The organism is Thalassospira sp. ER-Se-21-Dark, assembly GCF_017922435.1.
GTDB lineage: Bacteria > Pseudomonadota > Alphaproteobacteria > Rhodospirillales > Thalassospiraceae > Thalassospira.
Genome location: NZ_VDEZ01000002.1, coordinates 392,509 through 418,045, shown reverse-complemented (window position 1 = coordinate 418,045; position 25,537 = coordinate 392,509). Strand labels below are relative to the sequence as shown.

Sequence of the window (25,537 nt, the reverse complement as noted above, 5' to 3'; positions counted from 1 at the left end):
ATTTCACAAATATAAATTCTGCCATTCCAATCAAATTAACCGCTCCTGACCTTAAAGATCAGTTTTGGTGGCAATTCAATTTGGTGTGTGGCGGGAACCACGTTATGTTGCGCGCCAACAAATCTCAACCAAATCAGGTGCCACCATGTCTGATCATACAAAAAAACAGTCCCCCGCCACCGTAAGTGCACAGGCCCTTGGCTGGGTCGATGAAGCCACCAAATCCGTCACACCGCCGCTTTATCCGTCGACAACGTTCGAACGCAACACGGACCTGAGTTACCATGACGGGCGCTGCTATACGCGTGCGGACAATCCGACCTATGATCAGGCCTGTGCGGTCCTGAATGAACTTGAAGGCGGTTCTGAAACCCGCCTGTTTGCATCGGGCATGGCAGCCGCCGTCGCGGTTTTGCATGCGTTGAACCCGGGTGATCATGTCGTCGCGCCGAAGGTGATGTATTGGGCGCTGCGCAGCTTCATGCTTGATAGTGGTGTACGTGCTGGACTGTCATTTGACTTTGTCGATAACGCCGATATTGCCGATTGGGACAAGCACATCGTTGCCGGCAAGACCAAGCTGGTCTGGCTTGAAACCCCGGCCAACCCGGATTGGCAAATCACCGATATCGCCGCGGCTGCCAAACTGGCCAAGGCCGCAGGCGCAGTTGTTGCCGTTGATAATACGGTTGCCACACCGCTTTTGACCCGTCCGATTGATTTTGGTGCCGATATCGTCATGCATTCGGCGACCAAATATCTGAACGGTCACAGTGACGTTTTGGCGGGATCCTTGACCACTGCCAAGGACAGCGAATTCTGGCAGCGTGTTTGCAAACAGCACGCATCGGGCGGTGCCGTTCTGGGCGTGTTTGAAACCTGGCTTTTGCTGCGCGGGATGCGCACCCTTTCGATCCGTGTCGAGCGCGCCAGTGCCAATGCCATGGCAATCGCCAAACATTTCGAAAGCCATCCGGAAATCGAACAGGTTCAGTATCCCGGCCTTGAGAGCCATGTTGGTCATGACATTGCCAAAAAACAGATGTCAGGTGGTTTTGGCGGGATGTTGTCGCTGCGCGTCAAGGGTGGTGAAAAGCGTGCGGTTGATTTCCACAACCAGTGCAAACTGTTTAAACGCGCGACATCGCTTGGCGGGGTTGAAAGCCTGATCGAACATCGATCCTCGGTCGAAGGTCCGACCAGCCCGGTACCGGCAGACCTTCTGCGTCTTTCGGTCGGGATCGAAGATTGTGGTGATCTTGTTAACGACCTTGAAACGGCCTTGCGCTTAAGCAAATAAAACACACACGTTTTCAATCAGGAATCAACTGATCGATGCCCAAGTCGATGCCGATCCAAATCGCAGTCAGATCATGGACACGTGCTGTTAAACGCAGTGTCGGTATCTCTGTGGTTGCGCTGGCATCGACTATCCTTCCCGTCGCCCCGACGGTTGCGCATGATAGCAATACCCCCCAGGGCAGTCTGACCGACGTCAATGCCCTGCCCCCGGCGCCGGGTTTGATTTTTGACGTGGTGGCTGGCGAATACATCATGTTTGATACGCTGGTGGAACGGCTGTCAGGTCGCAAATATATCCTGATTGGTGAAAAGCACGACAATCCCATCCACCATCACCATCAGGCACAGCTGGTCAATGCACTCAGCAAGTCGGATCAGCGTGAACGTGCGATTGTCTGGGAAATGTTTACCCGTGATCAGCAGGCATCGCTTGAAGACAGCTGGCAGACGCTTCCGGTTTCGGAACTCGGACCGGCGATGGCGTGGGAAGATCGCGGTTGGCCGTCATGGCATGACTATGCGCCGATTGCGCAGGCTGCACGCGACAACGGTTTGATGATGGTGGCGGGTAATCTGCCCGATGATCTGCTTAAACCCATGATCAGCAATGGCAACGATGCCCTGCCCGATGATCTGGCTGCCAAGCTTGATTTGCCAGATATGCCGACAGAAATACTAAATCGCTTCAATGTCGAAATCGCCGAGGGGCATTGCAATATGTTGCCCGAAAGCATGCTGGGTGGTTTTTCCGCCGTTCAGTTTGCCCGCGATGCGTCGCTTGCGCGTGCGATGAGCGATGCGGCAAATATTGACGGCATTGATGGTGCCTTCCTGATTGCGGGTGCCATGCATGTCCGCCACAGCATTGCCACCCCCTGGCATTTGCAGCGCTATGAACCGGATCTTGCGGCGCGCGATATCGCAGTCGTCAGCCTAATCGAGGCCGATGATCCCGGCCCGGACGCGTCAAGCGTCGAAGATTACGCCATGCGGTTTGGCGCACCCGACGATATCGATTTCATGTGGTTTACCAATGACATCGCGCGTGGCGATCCGTGCGAGAACCTGGGAATGGGGCAATAACCCCAAAACCCGTTCAGCCAAGCTTTTCGGATTATTTGATCTTGCGCGGCAACCAGTCGGTGGTCGCAACCGGTTTGCCTTTGTGGGAGCGCATAACACGCGGGCGCACGACTTCCTTGGCCTCGGGCGTGGTCGCGGTTTTGCGGACCGAGGCATAAAATTCAACCAGTTCGTCGAACGGGATGATCGTTCCGATCCCTTCCTTGTAGGCCTTGGTAAAGGGCGGATGATTGCGCACGGTCACGCTGAGATGTTCGACCGTGTGATGACCAAACTGCGCCCAGATGCTTTCAAGAAAATGTATGGTTTTCGGATCAACCGATTTCAGCCGCACATCAGGCCGGGATTCTTCCATCACGGCATAAAGGTTCGGTTCGACCGGGCCGAATTCCTCGGCCACAAAAATGGCCGGCATCAACATGTTGCCGTGATAGTTCGCGCCGTAATAGGCCTGCGCCAGATACAACAAACGATGCAGCTTTTGGGGCTGCAGATATTCGTTGTCATTGAGTGCGAGGTCAATGAACCTGAATGCGGCATCAAATACCGTATTGAGAACCGGCTTGTTCTTCATGCTGTGCCCGATGGTCATGGGATACGATCACGTGTTGCCACGGATCATAAAACCTATGGCAGATACCAACAAGCATCACCGATCAGGTTTTTAAATTTTCGGGAAAAGCAAAGGTTTGCAGTGCCTATGGACAGGCCTATCTAAACGGTCGCATCCAGATGCTTGCCGCGCACGCCCACACCGTGGGCCACCGCATTGACCACCGCATAAAACGATGTACCGCTATTGGCCGACAGGTCAAACGGGATCGACGGATCAAGCAGGCTGGCAAAATCGATCTCGCTGGGCATATCGACAGCACCCTCGCGATCACTTGCGCGACGGGCAGCTGACAGGTTGCGCTGTTCGGTGCGCTGGTCTTTCTGTTCACCGGGATTGCCCTGCCCGGATTGACGTTTGTTTTTGCCATCGACATAGGCATTAAACAGAATACCGTCATCATCCGGGTCATAGGTGTAGTTCTGAGACGATGCCTCAACCTGATTATCCCGGTCGGCCGTTGCCACACCGCGCGCACCAGCAGGCGCAAGTCGGCCATACTGGCCAACCTGTGAAACTGTCTGTGCGTTTTGGACCGGTGCGATCATGTTCCTCTGCCTTGGCGAAAGACCGATATGGGCTAAGACCTAATTCAACCCATGCATTATACATGAATATATAGTGATACGGCAGGAAATTCGCAATTCCCGCCACTCACCTTAGTTTCCCTGCGTCTTAATCGCCTTCGAATTCGACAAGATGGAATTCTTCGATACCGCGATCGCGGATTTTCTGCGCCCCGCCAAGATCCGGCAAATCAATGATAAAGGCGCACCCTGCGACCTCTGCCCCGATCTTTTCGACCAGATCAATCGCGGCAAGGGCAGTGCCACCGGTGGCAATCAGATCATCCATAATCAGAACACGACTGCCCGGTTTGACGGCGTCCTTGTGGATTTCGATGACGTCGGTGCCATATTCGAGTTCGTACTCGACACCGACTGTTTCAGCCGGGAGCTTGCCCTGCTTGCGGATGGTGACGAAACCGACACCAAGGGCCACGGCAACCGCCGGACCGATCACAAAGCCACGCGCTTCGATCCCGGCGATCATATCGATCTTCTTGTCCTGGAATTCGGCGGCGAAGCTGTCAATCACTTCGCTAAGACCATAGGGGTCCTCGAACAGCGTCGTGATATCCCGAAACATGATGCCCTTTTTCGGGTAATCGGGAATGGTACGAATCAACGACTTGATCGACATGGGATACTCCGGCCAGATATCAGGAAATACGACGTCGCAGATCAAAAGCCATGACTATCACGGCCAGATCACATACGGCGTCACTTGATGCCTGAAACAGAGTGAATTGGCAAGGTACATCCCATAACCCGTACCTTGCCGGAGCCGAGCTTTTAACCGCGTCAAGCCGCGTGCGGTGTGGACAGACGCGGGTTGATATGTGCGACAGACGGTACCGCCGCAACAAAGTCATTGGCGAGCTTCTTGCTGATTTCTGCGCGTGTTCCACGCGGCAAGCCGGTTTGCGCCGCCTGACGATTGCCCCAAACGGCCCGGTAAAGGCGATAATCATGGTCATTGATCTGACCGAATACTTTTTCGACTTCCATCAGAGTCTGGACGTAACTCTTTTTCATGTCAGTCATCCTGTTGCTCGTTGGTTTTCGACGGTTTTGCCCATCGAATTTTGTCGCATCTATTTTTGTGATGCGGCGTTTACAGAAGCCATATAGTCCTAACTTCATGGCCGCTCAACTGCAGCACGGTGACAAGATCAGGAAGAATTTGTGACAGTTTGCCCAATTCTTCCGATGCCCTAAAATCAGCCTTTCCTGAGGTTAGAAGATTTCTGCCAGTTTGCGGCTTACCAGCCACATAAAAACGGCCCGTCTTCAAAACAGAAGACAGGCCGAAAAAAATTCGATCAATGCGCAAACGACGCGCCCAGAACGCTAGTTCAGTTTTTTGGCCGCTTCGGCCTGCTTGGCTTCTTCGTCAATCTGCTTTTGCAGGGCATCGCCGTATTCACCGTATATCCGGCCCTCAAGCGACAGCTCCAGAAAACGGATGTAATCGTTCTGGTCGGTGATCTTTGCGCGCGCGACTTCGATCACGTCAAACGGGCTTGCCGCATCCAGACCGTATTTGCGGATCAGTTCCAGCATTTCTGCAGTGATCTGATCAAGCTTCTTGCGGGTGTCGCTATAGGAAAGCGTCATCAGATTGTCCTGTGTATCGAATGTGTTTGTTTGGCTGGTTATGCCTGTTTGTCGTTGGGCTTGCAAGCCCCGCAACGTTGAAAACAGCCCGTTTGGCGATACGAACTATACCAATTCAATTCGCCCCGCTTGAGGCATATCAAAGCACTTTTTCCGCGATCATGCATGGTTCACAAGCCCGCAAAACAGAACAAAAAAACATCCTGTTTCGCCGGGTTTATTGAAGCCTATGCCATCGGGGAGTTACCATGCGCATCCTGTCTGCCTTCAACGCCATGAGCATTCGCAAACGCTTTATGTGGGCGTCCGCATTTGGCGTCTCTACCACTGTGATTATTGCGCTTTTGATGATGACTGTGGTCGAGGAAAAAGCCATGGATGAAAAGCTTCATCAGCTAAGTGAAAACGAGCTGACGTCGCTGCATGCGCTGATTGTCAACGTGATGGCCGCCCGCCCCGATGATGTCGACGATATCGGCATTCAGGTTTTCAACAACTGGTTTGACAGCCGCAATGGTGACTATCCGGGCGAACTTTGGTCCGCATGGGGACCAACCACCATGGCCTATATGGAAGAATTCGGCGAGAAGCCGCTTAAGACCCCGCGTGACGAGATCGATATCGAGGCCATCGAAACCGGCAAGATGATTGGCCGTTATACCGATAATGGCACCTATCGCCTTTCGATGCCGATTGTACTGGGTGAAACCAAGGGTGCGGATCGCGAAGTTTGCTTTAGCTGCCATGGCGCGATGGAGGCCGACACCGGCGACGTAATCGCCGTTCTGTCCTCAAGCCTTTCCGTCGCACCCGAACAGGAAAAAACCAACCGTATCCTGATCGGTATTGTTCTGGGCGGCCTTGCAATCGCGATTGCCACCATCATTGGTATGCGGGTGTTACTGTCACGCATTGTCACCGGTCCGCTTTCTGATCTGGGCAATGACATGAACGCGCTGGCTGATGGCAATACCAACTTTGAAATCAATGCCCTGTCGCGCCAGGATGAAATCGGCGAAATGGCGAAATCGGTTGATGTCTTCCGCACCAATGCGATTGCTAAAAAACAGATGGAAGCCGAACAGAAAGAAGAATCCCGGCGCCGCGAAGAACGCATGCAAAGCCTTGAACGCCATATCGGCAGTTTCGAAGGCGTGATTGCGCAAATCGTCGGTGCGGTCTCGGCCTCGGCCGAACGCATGCAGACCACGGCACGCGGCCTTGTCGATTCAGCCGACCGGGCCAGCAAAAGTGCTACCACGGTTGCCGCCGCATCCGAACAAGCAACGGTCAATGTCCGTACTGTGGCCGATGCCGCCGACCATCTGTCTGAATCAATTTCCCAGATCGGGGAACAGGCACAGCAATCAACCCAGATTGCCGCCGAGGCATCGCGCGAAGCCGCCCAGTCGTCCGAAACCGTTCAGGGCCTGTCGGAAGTTGCCAACCGCATTGGTGAAATTGTTGAGCTGATCAGTGACATTGCGGGCCAGACCAACCTTCTGGCACTCAATGCCACCATCGAAGCCGCCCGCGCGGGCGAAGCCGGCAAAGGTTTTGCCGTGGTCGCGGCAGAGGTTAAAAACCTTGCCAACCAGACAGCCCGCGCGACCAACGAAATTGCCGAACAGATCACGGCCATTCAGGAAGAAACCGGCAAAACGGTAAGCTCGATCGGGGATATCTCGGATGTGATCAGCCGCATTACTGAAATGGTCAACACCATCTCGGCCGCGGTTGGCGAACAGTCCGATGCCACCGACGAAATCGCGCAAAATGTCGAACAGGCCGCCATTGGCACCCAGGAAGTCAGCAGCAATATCGAACGGGTCAGCAACACCGTCGCCGATACCGATCAGGCTGCCCATCTGGTTCTCGATGTTGCCGAAGAACTTGGGACGCTGTCCAACGATCTGCGCGCGCAGGTCGATCAGTTCCTTGCCGACATCCGCAGCAGCTAAGCGCAAATCTGCGCAGAAATCGTGAACCATTGACCGGCGGCGAGACAGTTGTTTTGCCGCCGGTTTTGTTTTTGGCAACCCTCGGACGGACCGAACTTATGCCAGAAGTTGCGTTGATCACGCCCCCTGCATTTGCCCCCGGCCGAAATTATCGACTTTGAATTGAATAAAATTAACTTCAAAACAACGAAATGCAGGCCTATTCTTACGTAAAATAATAATATTCTTTTTTCTAATGTCTGGTGTCTTTGACACAAAAGAGCGCCATGTCGACGACCCGGGGGATTGTGGGGACAATGTCGTTTACGACGATTTTAGGCATTATAGTCGGCCTTGGCCTGTTTATCGGGTCGATCTTTATTTCGACCGATAACTATCTGGTATTCTTAAGCCTTTCGAGTGCACTGATGGTGGTTGGCGGGACGCTGGCCGCGACATTTATTGCCTATGAGGCGCGTTATGTACTGCTGGCACTAAGACTGATTTTCAAGATTTTCCGCGCCCCGCAAATGGGCCGAGGACAACTGACCGGCGAAGTCGGCCGTGTGGTGAAATGGGGCTATCTGCTGCAGAAAAAGGGCATCAACGCGCTTGAACAGGAAGCCGAACGGGTCGGCAAGGACGAACCGTTTTTGGGCTGGGCGATGGAAGTCGTCATCACCGGCTATGATGGCGAGGAAACCGCCGAGATGCTTCATAACGCCATTGATAATGCCTTTAGCCGCAACCTGGTGCCGGTTGCTATCCTTAAGAGCATGGCGGCCGCCGCCCCGGCCTTTGGCATGATCGGGACACTGGTCGGGCTTGTCATCATGCTTGATAAGATGGCCGATGATCCGACGTCACTTGGGGCCGGTCTTGCGATTGCGCTGATTACGACATTGTATGGCATTGTTGCCGCCCGGTTCTTTTTCCTGCCCGCGGCCAGCAAAATCCAGCAGCGCGAGGAAATCATGCGCTTTCGCAATTACCTGATCGCTGAAGGGCTGATCATGCTGGCTGATCGGAAAGGCCCACGCGCCATACAGGACAGGATGAATTCCTTCCTTGATCCGGCCATTCATTTCAATATCGACAAGTCGTCGAAGTAAGGGGATCGATCATGGCCCGCGGCAAAAGGCGTCTGCAATACAAGGAAGAAGAACCGGTCAACGAGGATTGGCTTGCCACCTATGCCGATGCCATCACCCTTTTGATGGCGTTTTTTGTCATGCTGGTCAGCTTCTCCAAGGTCGAAATCCCGATGTTTGAAAAGGTCCAGGCCGGCATTGCCGAACAGATTGGCAAGCGCGAAGTCGTGCGCCCGACACAGGTGCTTGAGACAGATCTGCGCGATGTGGTTTTCAATATGGCGTTGGACAGTGCCGTCAATGTGTCGACCGATGACGAAGGCATCCTGATGGAAATGGGCAGCGCGTCGTTCTTCCAACCGGGGTCAGCCAACCTGACCAATGATGCTGTCCTGTTTCTTAAGGATGTCGGTGATCTTCTGAAAGAACCGCGCTATCTCGGTTTTCAGGTCGAAGTTTCCGGTCATACCGACGACAGCCCGATCAACTCACCGCGTTTCCCGACAAACTGGGATCTGGCGGCGGGTCGTGCCATCGCGGTTGTCCGCTTCTTTGCCGCCCTTGGCGTTGATCCCGACAGCAAACGCATGCGTGCGATTTCTTATGGCGATACCAGACCGAAATTGCCAAACCGCAATGATTTCGGCGAACCGATCCCTGAAAACCGCGAAGCCAACCGCAGGATTGAAATCCGTGTCTTCCCGAAATACTCCCGCGTGTTCTGAGGCCGAAGTTCAGGTCCGGGAATTGGCACCGCTATTCGATGTGCAACACCATTTCATCGCGGGCGGCAAACGCGCCTGACCAAGTGGCACGTGCCTTTTGCTCGATAATGGTCATCGCCGCATCATCGTGTTCCGGATCGTGATGGAACAGTGCCAGTTGCTTGGCATTGGCGGCCCGGCAAAGCCGAATGCCTTCCTGCCATGTCGAATGCCCCCACCCGACTTTCTGCGTGAATTCTTCGTCGGTGTAGGTGCAATCGTAAATCACCAGATCGGCATCTTCGATGAAATCAAGAATGATCGGGTCCGGGGTCTCCGGATCATGTTCGGTATCGGTCACATAACACACCGCATTACCATCATACTCTACACGAAACGCCGTCGCCCCGTTGGGGTGACGCAAGGGTGCCGTCTTGATCACGATACCATCGGCGGGATGCAATTCATCCCCGACACTGAAATCCTCAAATGTCAGCTTCGATTGCATGGCAGACAGCGGCACGGGAAATGTCGGGTCCGCCATTTGCGCCGAAAACACCCGCTCCACCCCGCCCTGATGGGTCAGATGCCCCGCCATGACCCGGAAGGAAGCATTTGGGTTATAGGCCGGCACAAAGAACGGAAATCCGTTGATATGATCCCAGTGCGTATGGGTCAGGAAGATATGGGCATGGGTGACGTTGCGCCGGATCAGATCCTTGCCAAGATTGCGGATCCCGGTCCCCGCATCAAAGATCAGGACCTCGTCGCCGACACGCATTTCAATGCAACTGGTATTGCCACCATAAACAACATGGTCAGGTGACGGACATGCAATGCTTCCACGAACGCCCCAGAATTTAACCTCAATCGCCATTCACCAAGCCCTGCTCAAGGATTGATTGCATATCGCAAACACCAGTTATCACACCTTCAAACGATCACATCACATACTTACGAACCAATCATCGATTGCGCGTAACATATTCAATTCACGCCAACAGTGCTTCCGATCACAGCGCCCATCATTTTATCGGCGCGTCCACAATTCACCGCCACTTCACAGAGCCTGATCGAATTGCGGTAATGGAAAGCCGATCCTTCGGGGACGTCGGAGAATGTCCGCGCCCCGGAAACGATATGCGCATTGATTGTGATTTTTTCATCAAGTGAACGCGCAGAAAGTCCCGTCATCAGGTTGCCATAGGGATCGACATAGATCACTTCGGCCAATTCATCGGGCCAATCCTGTGCTGCACCAAACCGCGCATCAAGTGCGATCGGATGTGATGCAAAAGCCTGATCGGTTGCAATCAGTGCGGCAACCGGGGCAAAGATATCCCGGCCATGGAAGCTTGCCGATGCGTCATCGGGCAACCAGTCAATGACCTTGATCGATACCTTTTCGGCACGCCTTATAATCATTTCAAACAAACCATTATCCGGCCCGACATATGAAACGCCATCGGCCGTAACGACAAGCCCCCGACGCGCACTGCCCACGCCGGGATCAACAACCGCCAACACCACATCGCCCGCCTGAAATTCGCGGGTTAAGGCCGCCAGAAGGTAACTTGCCGCCTTTGGGTTCCGGTCCGGCGCATCACACATCAGATCGCAGATCGGCACATCCGGCGCATGGCGCATCACGACCGACCGAATGGTGCCACTATAGGGGCCGTTTACACCAAAATCGCTAAAGACAAAGATCATGGCATGCTACCGGGATATCGGTTGAATAAGGTTAGCTTGAAGACAACAACGCCGGTGGCAACATTTTGATCCCACCGGCGTTGTCGCAATTCTTTTAAGATAAGGTCCATGGACCAGAAGTGCTACTTGACCTCGCAGAACTGGCCGCGTCGTTTCAGCTCCGCACACAGAGTGCTTGCCGCACTATCGCTTAGCCCCGTTGCCATCAGGCGGTAATAGGTGCCTTTGCCCGGAATGCTGGCGCGCGTCACACCATGTTGAAGCGGGGCAAGCTGGCCATAGCGGCTGCTCAGGATCTGCCAGCCGCGTTCTGCCTGTGCCTCATTACGATAGGATGCAAGATGAACGGATTTGGCGCCACTTGCCATTGCTGCAGGCGCGCTTGCCATTTCCTCAGCCGCCTGAACCGGGCGGCTTTCACCCGTGGCGACACGGCGGACCGGTTCACCGGCATTAAGGGTCATTGCCGTGCCCTGTGCCGGTTCGACAATGGCGGCCTCAATCGCGTCACGTTCGCGCTTGAACTCATCAGGTGTGACCAGCTTCATCTGTTGCAGGTCTTCGATGCGTGCAATCTGACGTGCGGCATCCATCAGACCTTGCGGGGCTGGCGGCGGGGTTGCGCGTTGGCGCGGCTGGGCTGGCAATAACGCATCGAGAATGGCAGTGCGTTCTGCAACATGTTCCTGCACGGTAATTGCCCCGATCTGAAGCGCACGGTTCAGTTGATTAAGACGTTGTTCGACCTGCTCGCCTTCTGGCGGCGGGTTATTCAAAAATGCCGACGGTGCCGGTTGGCTCATCGGCAGCAAGGCACCAAGGTTTGCGGAACGGCGGGCGGAATATTCCTCGGGCGTGACAAGTCCGGTGGACTGCAGGTTGCGCAAGATCGCAAACCGTTCGGCGATTGCCTCGTCCCCTGCCGACAGGGCTGCACCAGCCGGAACATCCATCGGCCTGGTTGACGCGCTGGTCATGGACGAAACCGGGTTGCCGGTCATTGGCGCGTTTGTGGCACGACCGGCGGCAACAGCCGCGGCACCATTGCCAAGGCCCGACGGCCCGCTAATGATTTGATCATTGATGCTCAGCGACCCCGGCAGGCCGCGCTGAAGCCGCGACAGGTTGAATTCAGCCGCATCCCGCAACGGTCGCGGCTGTGTCCCCGTTGCCGAAGACATCAGAACCGTACCGGGCGGGTTCATCGCGATCAGTGTTTCATAACCATCCCGCGCCCGATCCGGGCGGTTGGTATTTTGATAAAGAACGGACCGCCACAACATTGCATGGCCGTCCTGGGGATTTTTGCGCAGTGCCTCGTCAAAATACTTTTCAGCAGATGCATAATCACCGCTGGCCAACTGCTGCAGGCCAAGGGCCGTGTAATTGTCATCGGCAAAGGACGTTGCCTCGTCCCAGAAATCCTGATCCAGCAGCGGCGCACAGGCCGACACCCATGAAACCATACCGATCACAGCAATACCCTTGCCGATTTTCAGCCAGTTCCCGGTCCGCTTTGCGGATACCTGCATGGCGCCAATCCCCTATTCCATAAAACCCGTTTCGGAAATCATGCTGTAGTGCCAGTTCATGTTCCAGCAAAACCGCGCATGGACTTCCCCCATACAGCCTTGATTTTGCACCCTGCTTGCCAACAATTCGTTAAAGCAAATTAATCACTGTTTTTGATGCGACACTTGTCCTGCCATACGTATAGTTTCTATACATAGAATAGTGCTAAAGTGAGTGTCTCAACCATTAACCAGACCTTCAGAACATTATGATTTGATCAGACTTCGGTCTTCGGTGTATTCAACCGGCAAATAACCACTCAAAAAACGTTTTCTCTTTCAGGGGTTTCGGCGTGATTGAACCGCAGCAATATGGCCAACAGGCCCTTCAGGAATACCTGTTGCTGGATTATGTGCAACGGCTGGAGACCCGTAAATACGGGCACCGGGCTGTACATATTCACCTGTCGCGCCTAAAACCGTTCCATCGCCGCGATTATCATATCCGCGTTGCGACCAATACCTTTGAAAGCTATGTCAAACTCTATGTCGGTCGTATCTTTGTTCTGACCAACAATGATCTGATCTTTGTCTGGAAAGACAAGTCGATTGCCGATGTCGAACCGGCTGTAGATACGCTGCGCTATCTGTTCCGCGATGATCCGTTGTCACAGGACGACAGCGAAGAAACCGGTTTTTGCACATGGTACAACCTTAATACCGAGTTCCAGGAATTTCTGTTGCTGTGTCAACACCTTGATGAGCGCGCGAAAAAGCTTCAGAAAAGCTTGAACATGCGTAGCGCCATCCAGCGTGAAAAGGACAACAACGTCCTCAACCCCATCACGGCCGAAAACCTCGGCGAACTTGAAGAAACCATTCACACAGCCGATCTGTCTGAACATATTCGCCAGCAACCGGTCTGTGTCTTTGCCCATGGCAGTTCCAAGGAACTGCATCCAGTATTTGACGAGTTCTTTGTCTCGATCACCGATCTGCGCAACGCGCTGATGCCCAATATTGATCTGGCGTCAAACCGCTGGCTGTTCCAGCACATGACCGAGACACTCGACAAACGCATGCTGAACTACCTGTGCAAGCGAACGTTCAAGACGCATGCAAGTTCGTTTTCGATCAACCTCAATCTTGGCACCCTGACGTCGAAGGATTTTGACAAGTTTGACGAAACCGTACGCCGCAACTGGCAAGGCAACGTGATCATTGAGCTTAATCAGGTTGATCTGTTTTCAAACCTTGAAACCTATCTCAGTGTGCGTGACGATTTCCATGAACGCGGTTATCGCATTCTGATCGACAACCTGACAGTCGAAGCCCTGTCCTTTGTTGATCGCAAACGCCTTAAGGCCGACTTCATCAAGGTCGCCTGGCGCGAAGAGATGACCGATAATGTCATCCGCAAAAAATACTCGGAAATGGACAGTCTGGTGAAGAACTCTGGCCGGGAACGTGTGATCCTGTGCCGTTGTGATTCACCCACCGCGATCAAGTTCGGCCAGTCGCTTGGCATCACCCTGTTCCAGGGCCGCTATATCGACAACATGATCGCCCGGCAACGCCGCGCCAAGCGGGACGCCAAAAAGCCCGTCAGACCTGCGCCGACAAGGCCAACCGACGACAAGCCGACGCGATAACCGACCGCAGCCAGACATCCTCCTGACAATCCGGTCAGGAGCCTTGGCTTACCAGCAACCACCTTCATTTCACCCCTTGGCAAAACGGGAACAAAAGCAGTACACATAAGCATGTTGTACGCGCTTTGCCCGGATTGCCATCACAAATGGCGACTGCATCTTGACCGACCGCTCCCCAAAAGCGGTAGCGGGTCTTATGTGCCCTGCCCGGTCTGTTCCTGCAAGCGCGCCATCGCCCACCCGGAACTGCCGGAGCTTGCGATTGGTCATCTTGATTGCGATGCCTTTTATGCCTCGATTGAAAAGCGTGACCGCCCGGAACTAATCGATCAGCCCGTCATCATTGGCGGCGGTCATCGTGGTGTTGTTGCGACATGCTGTTATGTTGCGCGCAAATATGGTGTCCGGTCCGCCATGCCAGCCTTCAAGGCACGGGAACTCTGCCCTGATGCCGTGTTTTTGAAGTCTGATATGAAAAAGTATCAGCGCGAAGGCTATCGCATTCGCGACATGATGCGCGCACTCACCCCCAATATCGAACCGCTGTCGATTGACGAAGCCTTTATGGACCTTACCAACGCCATGGAAACCCAAGGCAAGTCGGCGGCAGAATGTCTGATCGACCTTCAGGCGACCATCAAACGCGAAGTCGGCATCACGGTCTCGATCGGGCTTTCCTATAACAAGTTTCTTGCCAAAATCTCATCCGACCTCAACAAGCCGTTTGGCTTTTCCATGATCGGACGGCGTGAGGCGCTTGATTTCCTGGCCGACAAGCCAGTGCGCATGATGTGGGGGGTTGGCCCCGCGATGGAGCGCAAACTGCATGCAGATGGCGTTACAACCATCGGGCAGCTGCAGGAAATGGACATCCACACCCTGCAGGGCCGATATGGCAGCATCGGCAAGCGGTTCTTTTACTTCTCGCGCGGTGAAGACAACCGGCGTGTAGAGCAAAGCACGGAACGCAAAAGCCTGTCTTCGGAAACCACCTTCAACGAAGATATCGCAAGCCTGTCCGAGCTTTCCGAGATCGCCACCCGCCTGACATCGCGGGTTGCCAGCGATCTGGCGCGCAAGGAAATTGCAGGTCACACCGTGATCCTGAAGCTTAAATCATCAGATTTCATGCTCCGCACGCGCAATATGCGCCTGACGTACCCGACATTGCGTGAAGACGTCATTCTGGATGCTGCGCTGACACTGCTTAAAAAGGAAATCGATGGCACGCGCTATCGGTTGCTTGGCGTCGGGGTTGCCGATCTTTACGCCGCCGATTTGGCGGACCCGGTGGATCTTTTTGCCGGGGATCTCGCCGCCATCACCGAAGATGCCGCGCAATCAGACGCAATCACACCAGAAACCCCGCGCACGGTCATCGACCTGCCCCGACCGACTGCCGAACAATTGCGCGAAAGCCTGACACGGCGTTATCGGCAACACAAAAAGATGGCACCACGCCAGCACAAATTCCGTTTCTAGAAACGAAATCGCGCAAAAGACAATTGATGCGCGACGCGACATTTGCGCGGCAACATATTGATTTATATTTGGAAAAGATGGCGTCCCCTAGGGGATTCGAACCCCTGTTGCCGCCGTGAAAGGGCGGTGTCCTAGGCCTCTAGACGAAGGGGACACAGGCACAAGCATTTATGTGCGAATGTCGTGACTTTCGGTTGGTGGCGTCCCCTAGGGGATTCGAACCCCTGTTGCCGCCGTGAAAGGGCGGTGTCCTAGGCCTCTAGACGAAGGGGACACATACGCACCAATCGAAGTCAGTCTATGTTAACGAGTGGCGTCCCCTAGGGGATTCGAACCCCTGTTGCCGCCGTGAAAGGGCGGTGTCCTAGGCCTCTAGACGAAGGGGACGCAGCGCGTTAACGAGGCCGGTTTTTAGCGATTGGGTGGGGTCAGGTCAAGCGGCTTTTTCGCCCCTGTGACGTTTTTTTTAATCCCTTGGCGTAAATGATGCCATTCCCGACCAAATACTGAAAAACCTTGGCACACTGTTTAACCAGACGGTTTATTGGCTGCGACGTCGGGTTCCGATCCAGAAACTGATCCCAGCCACAGCAAGACCACAGCCCAAAAAGACAAACATCGCCTTGTAACCGGTATCCGGGTCGGCTTCATAATGGCCGACAATCAGCCCGGCAATGCCTTGAAGGACGAAAAGACCGCCAAAGGTCGCCAGATTGATCGTGGTCAGTGCGCGGCCAATCTGATGTTCGGCCACCGCCTTGCGCGATGCGGCGTAATTAAGCGTCGCACTGCTACCCAGGAAGCCGTGCAACAACATCAAAACCATGGCGATGCCCGTCCCCATTGGCCCTACAAAGGCCTGCAACAGGCAGGCAACCGCCCCGACCAGCACGGCAAAGACAATCAGACCACGGGTGTTGTCCGGCATCATGCGCGACAGTTGCCCATAGGTCGGCGGCCCAATGATCATGCCAATCGTCATGACCAGAAGGATATTACCGACCTCGACTGCGCCCAGATCAAACACGTCATGCAAGTAAGGGCCGCCCCAAAGGCCCCGCACCGTCAGGATCGTCGGGTAACTGAAAAACGCCACGCCCGAAAGCAACCAGACCTGCCGGTTTGACCAGACCGACACCATGCCGCGCAGTACATCACCGACACTTTCGCCGCGCTGGGCATGGGTTGCATGGCCCGGCGGGTTGTCGCGGACCAGAATGAAGTCAAGCACCACCGCAATCAACGCAATACCGGCAAGGCCGTAATAAACCGCCCGCCAGCCATAGGCCTCAACCAGTGTCGCAAGTGGCGTTGCCGATGCCAGAACGCCCATCAAACTGAACGAAACGATCAGTCCGGATGCAGCCGCAAACTTTTCGGGTGCGGTCCAGCGCGCGGCCAGAACCAGTGCCGACATGAAGGCTGCCGAACAGCCAACGCCAATCACCGCTTGGCCTGCCATCAGGCCCAGCACGCTTTGCGCATTGGCAAAGATAAAGACACCCGCCACGGTGACCATGGTCAAAAACCCGTTGGTCAGGCGCGGCCCATACCGATCCAGCAGCACCCCGACCGGGATCTGCATCAGGGCAAAGGCAAAATGGAAACTGCCCGATATCAGGCCAAGCTGCTCGGGTGTAACGGCAAGCTGTTCACGCAGCGGCCCGGCAAGCAGCGCCTGGGCAGAACGGAAAAACTGACTAAGCGAAAAGGCCAACATGATCGGCATCAGAACGATCAAAAACGATCCGAGGCCATGCTTGGGCGTCGCAGAGGTGGGTGTGGGGCGCAAATTTTGTGTCATGGTGCCTTCAGGATTAGTCTGATCAAACCATAACGGCAAGCATTTGCAGCATCATAGCTGCCCTGCCCGGGGGCACGTCGCTAGACCGGCAAGGCCACATCATCAATGATCAGCTGCACACCATCGCGCCCCTGCCAGCTATCGCGACGCAAATGCCCCAGGACATGTAACGGGCGCCCGCCATGCTTGATCAGGGTCTGTCCCATATCATTATCAAGGCATCTGAACGCAATCGCCTTAAGCCGCCCCTGCCCGTTTGACCCGGTCAGGATACAGCGCACATGATCCTGTCCGACAACGTCGGCCTTGACCGCGCGGCAATCGACAAATGCAAATCGGGGCTCGGCATTGCCCGCACCAAAAGGCCCCAGCTTTTCAAGTGAGTCGATAAGATCAAGTGTGGCGCCCTTGGCATGCAGGGCCCCATCGACCGTGATCGTCGGGCGAATGTCGTTTTCGGCAATGATCTTGGCAAAGCGTTCTTCAAGGAAGGCCTCGAACGCGTCAAGCTTTTCGGGATCAAGTGTAAAGCCCGCCGCCATATGGTGCCCGCCACCATTGATCAGAAGCCCGGCCTGACGGGCAGCAATGATCGCATCGCCCAGATCAATGCCCCGCACAGATCGCGCAGAGCCCTTATAGACGCCGTCAACCTTGCCCATCACAAGCGACGGCACGTGATAGCGATCCTTAAGCCTGCTTGCGACAATGCCGATCACGCCAGGGTGCCAGTCATCGCCGCCGACCAGCACCATGGAGCCGACCTTTGATTTGCCTTCAACCGCACTGATGGCCTGATCAAGGACGATATCCTCGATCGCCTTGCGCTCACGGTTATATTCATCAAGCCTGCGGGCGATATCCTGCGCCTCTGCGGGGTTCTCGCCCGAAAGCAGGGTGGTGCCCAGAAAACTCTCGCCAACGCGCCCACCAGCATTCACACGCGGCCCAAGGACATAACCCAGGTGATAGGCACTCGGCACCTCGTTGACGCCGGCAATATCGGCAAGTGATGTCATGCCGACATTGGATCGGTGCTTCATCACCTTAAGGCCCTGGGTCACGAACGCCCGGTTCAATCCGCGCAACGGCACCACATCGCACACCGTGCCAAGGGCCACCAGATCAAGCCAGTTGCGCAAATCCGGTGCGCGAACGCCCTTCTTTTCAAGCCAGCCACGATTGCGCAATTCGCGCAACAACGCCACACAGACCAAAAACGCCACACCGGCTGCGCAGAGATGCCCAAGCCCGCTTTCGTCATCCAGTCGATTGGGGTTCACGACCGCCACGGCAGGCGGCAATTCCGGCTCTGCGGCGTGGTGGTCGACAACAATGATCTCAATCCCGGCATCGCGGGCCTCTTGCAGCGGTGCATAGGCGGTTACCCCGCAATCAACCGTCAGGATCAGCTTGGCACCCTTGCGCTGAAGCTCCAGAAGGGCTGGCGCATTCGGGCCATAGCCCTCTTTCATGCGATCAGGAATATGGACAGGAACATCAACACCAATGGCGCGGAAAAACCTTTTCAACAACGCCGTACTGGTCGCGCCATCAACGTCATAATCGCCAAATACCGCAATCCCCTCGCCCGCCTCGATGGCGTCGGCAATGCGTGCGGCCGCCTTGTCCATATCCTGCAAGCTGGATGGATCAGGCATCAGATCGCGCAGTGTCGGTGACAGGAAACTTTCGGCGTCATCAAGGTCAATGCCGCGCGCGGCCATCACCCGGCCAACAATTTCGGGCACGCCAAAACGCTGGGCAATCGTGGTTGCCAATCGCTCGTCATTTGCGCGTTCACGCCACCATTTGCCGGTGACGGATCGCTCAATGCCCATAAAGGTAGTTTCTTGTGAATGCTCTGTCATGCCCTATGGAATAGCGCAATCTCGGGCGGTCTGAAACCGGATATTTTGCCAATCGATCAAACCGCGCCGAGACATGGCGATCCCTAGCCGACCGGGTTTTCCCCGCACCATTTCAAAACGTTCTCGGCATCTGCGGCCGGATCATCGACGGGATAGAACACCTTGGTGATCTTGCCATCATCAATGACCATGGTCAGACGCTTGAACAGGCGCATGCCATCGGCTTCAAAATCCGGCATCGCCATGGCTTCCTTGAAGCGATGGTCAGCATCCGACAGCAAAGCAAATGGCAGATGAAGGCGGTCGGCTGCTTCTTTTTGATAATCGGTTGTCTGGCTTGAAAGCCCGAACAGGTTTTCTACCCCGACCGCACGCAATTCCGAGGCGTGATCACGAAACGAACAGGATTGCGGCGTACAGCCCTTGGCGCCGGGAATTTCATCCCACCCTTCCGGGGATGGCACACCGGGTTCAGCCGTCCGCGGATAGGCGTAAACAACTATCCGTCCAGCCAGAACTGATAAATCAACCGTGCCGTCATTGGTCGCTGATAACGGCAATGCCGGTAAAATTTGTCCTGTCAGCCGCGCAATCACATGTGCTTCGCTTTCTGAACTCATCATGATCCTCCCAGGATATGGATAGCGGGCTTTTGTCACGAACAAAGTTCGGCCCTTTAGCTATAAAGATAAGTCTGAATTCAGCGCTTCAAAACAAGCATCGATTTCGTATTGTGAAAAACAGTCTGGTACGCACAGGCATTTGCCTACGCGATAAAGTTGTGCACACTAAGGCGATAATAAAAACGGATACGAGCAATGCCCCACAAAAAAGGTCTCCGGATCGGATTAACCATCCTTTCCGTTCTTGCTGCTGTAATGTCGATGCCGATAGTGATGTTTTCACCAATGATGTTTGACGCACCGGGATCAGATGAAAACGCGCTTACCCATTTCCTGTTTTTCAGCGTGCTGGCATTTCCTGTGCTGTGCCTGATGGGTGGCATTCTGCCCTGGATTTTCAAACGCCGCCCGAAATCGATCTGGCTTTACGGGCTCAGCGGCCTTGCCGTCGGGCTTCTTGTTGTCGCAATCGTGTTGCTTTCGGTTAAGTGCGGCGGTGACTTCGCCTGCTGATCAGACGATGCCTTCGTCCGCCGCAATCAGGGCCAACCCGTGTGCCACCGACAGGAACGGCTGGCCGATTTCGATGCGGCCCTTGCCAAAGCGGTCTTCGAACAGCTTGCGCACGGCGGGGACATAGGATGTGCCACCGGTCATGAAGACCTTTGAGACGTCACGTGCATCGACACCGGCCTGATCAAGGCAGTTCTTGGCGGCCAGTTCGATCTCGGCCATGTCGGGTGCAATCGAGGCTTCGAAATCGGCACGGGTCAGTTTTTCTTCGATCTCCACCCCGCCATGGGCGAATTGCAGGATGGTGCTGTCTTTTTCAGAAAGCTCTGCCTTGGCCTTCGACACCGACTGATAGAGGTGGAAGCCCATTTCATCTTCGATGATCGCAACCAGATCCTCGATATCATCGGGCTTGGTCGCGGACCTGATCAGACCTTTGATTTCGTTGATGGTTTTGGGCTGGTTCATCATGGCCAGTTCGTGCCAGCGCGAAAACGCCGTGTAATATTGCCGCGGAACCGGCAGGGTCGCGCCCATGGATTTATATTCGGAGCCAAAACCAAGACGTGGCCAGACGGCCTTCTGGATGATGCGATAATCAAACCGGTCGCCTGCAACACCAAGACCGGTGTGCGAAAGCGGCTGCACCCCCCGAATGCCCAGACCCGGCGTAAAGCGGATCAGCGAAAAGTCACTGGTACCACCGCCAAAGTCGGCGACCAGAACAGTTTCCGGTTTATCAAGCTCACGCCCGTAATAATAGGATGCGGCCAGCGGCTCAAACACCATGGCCTCGACATCAAAACCGGCCTGCTCATAGGCCGCACGCAAACGCATTTCAGCGAAGTCATTGTCCGGATTATTTCCGGCAAAAGCGACCGGGCGCCCGGAAATCACCCGCTGCCCCAGCCAGCCAAGGCTGTGCTGCGCGAAGTGATGGATCTGTGTCAGGAACGTACCAATCAGATCTTCGATGGAATAGTTGGTCCCGAAGATATCCGTGCCCTCAAAATCCTTGGCCGCCAGATAGGATTTCATCGACTGGATCAGGCGGCAATCGTGGCTTTCCTTAAGGTATTCCTCAATCGCGAACGGGCCGGAGCAGCTTTTGGTGTGGGTTGGCGCATTCGGCGCCTTCAGATCCTGATCTTCCCAGAAATACAGAATGGTCCGATAGGTATCGAAGCTTTTGGTGCCGACCTCGAACGTGGCGGATTGCACGTTTCCTGCACTGTCTGCCACGGCAAGAACAGAGTTCGTCGTTCCGAAATCAAGGGCAATAATTTCCGACATCAGGCAGGCTCCGGGATTTGGTGTTGGTCACAGGGGGCGGAGGATGTAGCGCAGTCCACCTGCCCCTGCAAGCCATTAAACGAAAAAAGGGAGTGCCGAGAATTACATCAAGGCACTCCCTTTTCGAATTTTGAGAACTGGTCGCTTATTTGTACCAGATTTTCCGGCTGAAATCGTGCACGGCGCGGACATAACGTACAGTACCGGACTGGGAACGCATCACGATGCTTTCAGTTTCGGCCCCATTGGCGAAGCGGCGCACGCCGCGCAGCATCGCGCCATCGGTCACACCGGTCGCCGCAAACATGACATTGCCCTTGGCAAGTTCGTTCAGCTTGTATTTACGGGTCAGGTCTTCGATGCCCCATTTTTTCGCGCGCGCGATTTCATCATCGTTGCGGAAAACAAGACGGCCCTGGAACTGACCACCGATGCAACGAAGGGCTGCTGCGGCCAGGACACCTTCCGGCGCGCCGCCAGTACCCATGTAAAGATCAATGCCCGAGGTTTTCTGAGAAGTCGCGATCACACCGGCAACATCACCATCCCCGATCAGCATGATGCGTGCTCCGGCTTCGCGGGTTTTGGCAATGATTTCCTGATGGCGCGGACGATCAAGAATACACACAACCAGATCTGCAACATCGCAACCCTTTGCCTTGGCAAGGCTTTTAAGGTTTTCGGCCGGGCTGGCGTCAAGGTCGACAACATCATCCGGAAGACCACCGCCAACGGCAATCTTTTCCATATAGGTGTCCGGTGCATTGAGGAACCCGCCCTTTTCGGCCATGGCAACGACAGCCAAAGAGTTCGGACCACCAGTCGCGCAAATGGTCGTGCCTTCAAGCGGATCAAGCGCGATATCGATTTCCGGGCCTTCGCCGGAGCCAACTTCTTCGCCGATAAACAGCATCGGGGCTTCGTCGCGTTCGCCTTCGCCAATCACGACCGTGCCTTTGATATCCATGCTGTTAAGCGCATTGCGCATGGCGTCCACGGCGGCCTGATCGGCTGCCTTTTCGTCGCCGCGTCCCATCAGGCCAGAGCACGCAAGTGCCGCCGCCTCAGTTACGCGAACCGTTTCAAGCGCAAGATTTCGATCCATATCTTCTTCCTCGTATTGCTGATGTGGGGTCTGGGGGCCCCATCTCATTGTTGTCTTTTTATTTTTATGCTCGGCCTTCTGTCCGACCTATACAACATCGCCCCGCATCATGGCAGATACGGGGCGAATATGTGTTGTTCATTTTGTTAAGATGCGAAGCTTTCAATCCGCATCAGAACCGGCGGCTGTGAATTGCTTTCGAACGCTGCAATATCATTCACCGCACCCGACATGGCGGACTCAGTCGTTTCGTGTGCCACGATAACCACCGGTACAACGCCGCCTTCGGTTTCGGCGCGGCCATGCTGGATCATGGACGCCATCGATACCCCATGCTTGGCAAGGGTTGCGGTCACCTCCGCCATGACACCCGGGCGGTCCCACACCATCAGGCGCAGGTAATAGGCGCCAACATGCTTTTCGAGCGACGCACGCACGTTTTTCTTAAGGCGATCTGCCGGCAGACCAAACACCGGTGCCGCACGACCAGCCGCGATATCGACGATATCAGCAACCACCGCCGATGCAGTCGGACGTTCGCCCGCCCCACGGCCCTGCAGGACCACTGGCCCGACATAGTCGCCTTCAAGGGCGACTGCGTTAAATACGCCCTCGACCTTGGAAATCTGGGTCGCACGATCCACCATCACCGGGGATACGCGCTGCTCAATGCCCTCGGCCGTCTGTTTGGCAATGCCAAGCAGCTTGATGCGATAACCAAGTTCTTCGGCAAGCTGAATATCAAGGGCCGAAACGCTGCGGATGCCTTCGACTGCAACCGCGTCAAAGTCGACTTCGACCCCAAAGGCGAGGCTCGCCAGGATTGCAAGCTTGTGCGCGGCATCAATGCCATCGACATCAAAGGTCGGATCGGCTTCGGCATAGCCAAGTTTCTGTGCCTCTGCCAGAACGTCGGCAAAGTCACGGCCCTGTTCACGCATGGTGGTCAAGATATAGTTGCACGTGCCATTCAAAATGCCGGTCACGCGCGAAATCTCGTTACCAGCCAGACCTTCACGCAGCGCCTTGATCACCGGGATACCGCCAGCAACCGCCGCCTCATAGGCGATGGTGACATTGTTCGCATCAGCAATCCGTGCAAGTTCCGCACCCTTAAGCGCAATCAGCGCCTTGTTGGCGGTCACAACGTGCTTGCCATTTTCAAGGGCAGCCTTGCAGGTGTCATAGGCAATGCCATCTGATCCGCCGATCAGTTCGACAAGGATGTCGATATCCTTGTCCGCGGCAAGATCACGGGCATCATCATACCAGGTCAGGCCTTCGGTGGAAAAACCACGATCGCGAGTTCGATCACGCGCCGATACCGCTGTGACGACAATCTGGCGACCCGAACGGTCTGTCAGAAGGTCGCGATGTTCACTCAGCAGTTTAACGGTTCCGGCACCGACCGTACCAAGGCCTGCCACACCGATTTTGACGACGTCTTTCACGATAACTCCTTGTCGCGTGGTTACATCTTTGGCTCCGCCCGTGATCAAAAAAGATCACTGCGCCCTGATAACAGAACGCCCGGGACATGTCCCGGGCGAAACACAGAATGCTTTATGAGATATCAGACGGATTTCTTCAACAGTTCACGTGCAGATTCTGCATCGGGGCACTTGGCAAAGAACTGTTTGATGTTGCGATTGGCCTGACGAATGCGGTGCTTGTTTTCCACAAGCGCGATACGCACATGGCGATCGCCATACTCGCCAAAGCCAAGACCCGGTGCCACGGCAACGCCTGCTTCCTGCAAAAGCAGCTTGGAAAAATCAAGCGATCCCAGTTCGGCAAAGGCATCGGGGATCGGTGCCCAGGCAAACATGGTTGCCGCCGGGCTTGGAATTTCCCAACCGGCACTTTGCGCCCCTTCGATGAAGATATCCCGGCGTTCGCGGTACAGGTTCCGGAATTCCTCGACACAATCCTGCGGGCCGTTGAGGGCCGCGGTTGCGGCGACCTGAACCGGGGTAAAGGCACCGTAATCAAGATACGACTTGATCCGCGTCAGTGCGTTGATCAGCTTTTTATTGCCGGTGGCAAACCCGATACGCCAGCCCGCCATCGAATAGGTTTTCGACAGCGAATAGAATTCAACGGCGATATCCTTTGCACCCTGGCACTGCAGGATCGACGGAGGCGGATTGCCATCAAAATAAATCTCGGAATAGGCAATATCCGACAGCACATAGATTTCATGCTTGCGGCAGAAATCGACAACTTCCTGATAGAACGCCAGATCCACAACAAGGGCGGTCGGGTTGGCCGGGAAGTTAAGAACAACTGCACTTGGTTTCGGGACCGAGTGCTTCACCGCGCGATGAAGCTGATCCATAAAGCTTTCGGTATTGAACGTCCCCTGATCATCGTGACCAATCGGGATATGGCGCAATGCCGCGCCTGCAATGATGAAGCCGAATGCATGGATCGGATAGGACGGGTTTGGCACCAAAAAGATGTCACCCGGGCTTGTGATCGCAGCAGCGAGGTTTGCCAAACCTTCCTTGGAACCAAGGGTCACAACGGTTTCGGTTTCGGGATCAATATCCACACCAAAACGACGGCCGTAATAGGCCGCCAATGCCTTGCGCAGGCCGGGAATGCCGCGCGACATCGAATAGCCATGGGTGCGCGGGTTCTGGACCGTTTCAACCAGCTTGTCGACGATATGCTGTGGGGTCGCCGGGTCAGGGTTGCCCATGCCGAAATCAATAATGTCCTCCCCCGCTCGCCGCGCCGCCGCCTTCATCGCATTTACTTCTGCGAATACATAAGGCGGTAGACGTTTTATGCGGTGGAAGTCCTGCGACATTATCCTGTTTCCTCGTCAAATCACTGAAATTCGAATTTTATGCGAAAAGCATATCCTCGATTTCTCGAAAGTTGCGTTTAGGCCCGATATTCAGGCCATTAATAGCGTACAATTCGAAGGATGTACCTTTTCTTGAAATCATACTCAACGAATTAATGCGCGGAAAATACGCATAAATGCGATTTACGGCGGGGAAAGGACCGGGTGACGTCAGGCCGACGGCAAAAACCCGACCTTTTCGG

At 55.0% G+C, this 25,537-nt stretch carries 23 protein-coding genes and 3 tRNA genes; 8 read left to right on the top strand and 18 right to left on the bottom strand.

What is annotated here, in order from left to right; translation table 11 throughout:
* Window positions 1-145: 145 nt before the first annotated feature.
* A complete protein-coding gene (locus FHI25_RS09580) occupies window positions 146-1,300 on the top strand; it encodes a PLP-dependent aspartate aminotransferase family protein (RefSeq protein ID WP_210517143.1) in 1,155 nt (384 codons plus the stop codon).
* Window positions 1,301-1,335: 35 nt separating this feature from the next.
* Complete coding sequence (locus tag FHI25_RS09575) at window positions 1,336-2,385, top strand: ChaN family lipoprotein (protein ID WP_210517141.1); 1,050 nt, start codon at window positions 1,336-1,338, stop codon at window positions 2,383-2,385.
* A 31-nt stretch (window positions 2,386-2,416) separates the two neighbouring features.
* On the opposite strand, the gene FHI25_RS09570 is transcribed toward FHI25_RS09575, so the two are convergent.
* The 5 genes from FHI25_RS09570 to FHI25_RS09550 all read right to left on the bottom strand — a co-directional run bounded on the left by FHI25_RS09570 (window position 2,417) and on the right by FHI25_RS09550 (window position 5,178).
* Complete coding sequence (locus FHI25_RS09570; protein WP_008890906.1) at window positions 2,417-2,977, bottom strand: hypothetical protein; 561 nt, start codon at window positions 2,975-2,977, stop codon at window positions 2,417-2,419.
* Between the two features lie 122 nt (window positions 2,978-3,099).
* Entirely contained in the window at window positions 3,100-3,546 is a 447-nt protein-coding gene (locus FHI25_RS09565) for a hypothetical protein (protein ID WP_008890907.1), read from the bottom strand.
* A gap of 127 nt (window positions 3,547-3,673) precedes the next feature.
* Window positions 3,674-4,201: an adenine phosphoribosyltransferase gene (locus FHI25_RS09560; protein ID WP_008890908.1), complete on the bottom strand. Its 528-nt coding sequence runs from the start codon at window positions 4,199-4,201 to the stop codon at window positions 3,674-3,676.
* 161 nt (window positions 4,202-4,362) lie between these two features.
* Entirely contained in the window at window positions 4,363-4,596 is a 234-nt protein-coding gene (locus tag FHI25_RS09555; RefSeq protein WP_008890909.1) for a hypothetical protein, read from the bottom strand.
* Between the two features lie 315 nt (window positions 4,597-4,911).
* Window positions 4,912-5,178 (bottom strand): hypothetical protein, encoded by a 267-nt coding sequence (locus FHI25_RS09550; protein WP_210517139.1) that lies wholly within the window; start codon window positions 5,176-5,178, stop codon window positions 4,912-4,914.
* A 248-nt stretch (window positions 5,179-5,426) separates the two neighbouring features.
* Here FHI25_RS09550 and FHI25_RS09545 point away from each other — a divergent pair, with 248 nt between their 5' ends.
* The 3 genes from FHI25_RS09545 to FHI25_RS09535 all read left to right on the top strand — a co-directional run bounded on the left by FHI25_RS09545 (window position 5,427) and on the right by FHI25_RS09535 (window position 8,934).
* Window positions 5,427-7,139 carry a HAMP domain-containing methyl-accepting chemotaxis protein gene (locus tag FHI25_RS09545; protein ID WP_082923532.1) on the top strand — a complete coding sequence of 571 codons (1,713 nt, stop codon included), beginning with the start codon at window positions 5,427-5,429 and terminating at the stop codon, window positions 7,137-7,139.
* 296 nt (window positions 7,140-7,435) lie between these two features.
* Window positions 7,436-8,230 carry a MotA/TolQ/ExbB proton channel family protein gene (locus tag FHI25_RS09540; protein WP_210517137.1) on the top strand — a complete coding sequence of 265 codons (795 nt, stop codon included), beginning with the start codon at window positions 7,436-7,438 and terminating at the stop codon, window positions 8,228-8,230.
* Window positions 8,231-8,241: 11 nt separating this feature from the next.
* Window positions 8,242-8,934, top strand: a complete 693-nt coding sequence (locus tag FHI25_RS09535) for a flagellar motor protein MotB (protein WP_210517135.1) — start codon at window positions 8,242-8,244, stop codon at window positions 8,932-8,934.
* 31 nt (window positions 8,935-8,965) lie between these two features.
* On the opposite strand, the gene FHI25_RS09530 is transcribed toward FHI25_RS09535, so the two are convergent.
* From FHI25_RS09530 to FHI25_RS09520, 3 genes are all read right to left on the bottom strand, one after another.
* On the bottom strand, window positions 8,966-9,790 hold the full coding sequence (locus tag FHI25_RS09530; RefSeq protein WP_210517133.1) for an MBL fold metallo-hydrolase: 825 nt from the start codon (window positions 9,788-9,790) through the stop codon (window positions 8,966-8,968).
* Window positions 9,791-9,900: 110 nt separating this feature from the next.
* On the bottom strand, window positions 9,901-10,626 hold the full coding sequence (locus FHI25_RS09525) for an SAM-dependent chlorinase/fluorinase (RefSeq protein ID WP_210517131.1): 726 nt from the start codon (window positions 10,624-10,626) through the stop codon (window positions 9,901-9,903).
* A gap of 122 nt (window positions 10,627-10,748) precedes the next feature.
* Complete coding sequence (locus FHI25_RS09520; protein ID WP_210517129.1) at window positions 10,749-12,158, bottom strand: SPOR domain-containing protein; 1,410 nt, start codon at window positions 12,156-12,158, stop codon at window positions 10,749-10,751.
* A gap of 332 nt (window positions 12,159-12,490) precedes the next feature.
* Here FHI25_RS09520 and FHI25_RS09515 point away from each other — a divergent pair, with 332 nt between their 5' ends.
* Window positions 12,491-13,789 (top strand): EAL domain-containing protein, encoded by a 1,299-nt coding sequence (locus tag FHI25_RS09515; protein WP_008890917.1) that lies wholly within the window; start codon window positions 12,491-12,493, stop codon window positions 13,787-13,789.
* A gap of 111 nt (window positions 13,790-13,900) precedes the next feature.
* Window positions 13,901-15,271 (top strand): DNA polymerase IV, encoded by a 1,371-nt coding sequence (locus tag FHI25_RS09510; RefSeq protein ID WP_210517127.1) that lies wholly within the window; start codon window positions 13,901-13,903, stop codon window positions 15,269-15,271.
* Between the two features lie 78 nt (window positions 15,272-15,349).
* Here the strand turns inward: FHI25_RS09510 and FHI25_RS09505 are convergent.
* From FHI25_RS09505 to FHI25_RS09480, 6 genes are all read right to left on the bottom strand, one after another.
* Window positions 15,350-15,425 (bottom strand) — tRNA-Glu (locus tag FHI25_RS09505).
* 44 nt (window positions 15,426-15,469) lie between these two features.
* Window positions 15,470-15,545: transfer RNA gene (locus tag FHI25_RS09500), tRNA-Glu, on the bottom strand.
* Between the two features lie 37 nt (window positions 15,546-15,582).
* A tRNA-Glu gene (locus FHI25_RS09495) sits at window positions 15,583-15,658 on the bottom strand.
* 154 nt (window positions 15,659-15,812) lie between these two features.
* Window positions 15,813-17,075 (bottom strand): MFS transporter, encoded by a 1,263-nt coding sequence (locus tag FHI25_RS09490; RefSeq protein WP_210517125.1) that lies wholly within the window; start codon window positions 17,073-17,075, stop codon window positions 15,813-15,815.
* 80 nt (window positions 17,076-17,155) lie between these two features.
* A complete protein-coding gene (gene recJ / locus FHI25_RS09485; RefSeq protein WP_210517123.1) occupies window positions 17,156-18,916 on the bottom strand; it encodes a single-stranded-DNA-specific exonuclease RecJ in 1,761 nt (586 codons plus the stop codon).
* A 113-nt stretch (window positions 18,917-19,029) separates the two neighbouring features.
* Window positions 19,030-19,566 carry a peroxiredoxin gene (locus FHI25_RS09480; RefSeq protein ID WP_210517121.1) on the bottom strand — a complete coding sequence of 179 codons (537 nt, stop codon included), beginning with the start codon at window positions 19,564-19,566 and terminating at the stop codon, window positions 19,030-19,032.
* A gap of 198 nt (window positions 19,567-19,764) precedes the next feature.
* Here FHI25_RS09480 and FHI25_RS09475 point away from each other — a divergent pair, with 198 nt between their 5' ends.
* On the top strand, window positions 19,765-20,082 hold the full coding sequence (locus FHI25_RS09475; RefSeq protein WP_246879020.1) for a hypothetical protein: 318 nt from the start codon (window positions 19,765-19,767) through the stop codon (window positions 20,080-20,082).
* Here the strand turns inward: FHI25_RS09475 and FHI25_RS09470 are convergent, their stop codons facing one another.
* From FHI25_RS09470 to FHI25_RS09450, 4 genes are all read right to left on the bottom strand, one after another.
* Window positions 20,083-21,375, bottom strand: coding sequence for an Hsp70 family protein (locus FHI25_RS09470; RefSeq protein WP_210517119.1), 1,293 nt, complete (start codon window positions 21,373-21,375; stop codon window positions 20,083-20,085).
* Between the two features lie 145 nt (window positions 21,376-21,520).
* Complete coding sequence (glpX, locus tag FHI25_RS09460) at window positions 21,521-22,480, bottom strand: class II fructose-bisphosphatase (RefSeq protein ID WP_210517115.1); 960 nt, start codon at window positions 22,478-22,480, stop codon at window positions 21,521-21,523.
* Between the two features lie 146 nt (window positions 22,481-22,626).
* Window positions 22,627-23,931: a homoserine dehydrogenase gene (locus FHI25_RS09455; RefSeq protein WP_008890927.1), complete on the bottom strand. Its 1,305-nt coding sequence runs from the start codon at window positions 23,929-23,931 to the stop codon at window positions 22,627-22,629.
* 122 nt (window positions 23,932-24,053) lie between these two features.
* On the bottom strand, window positions 24,054-25,295 hold the full coding sequence (locus FHI25_RS09450) for an LL-diaminopimelate aminotransferase (protein WP_063090045.1): 1,242 nt from the start codon (window positions 25,293-25,295) through the stop codon (window positions 24,054-24,056).
* Window positions 25,296-25,537 lie beyond the last annotated feature (242 nt).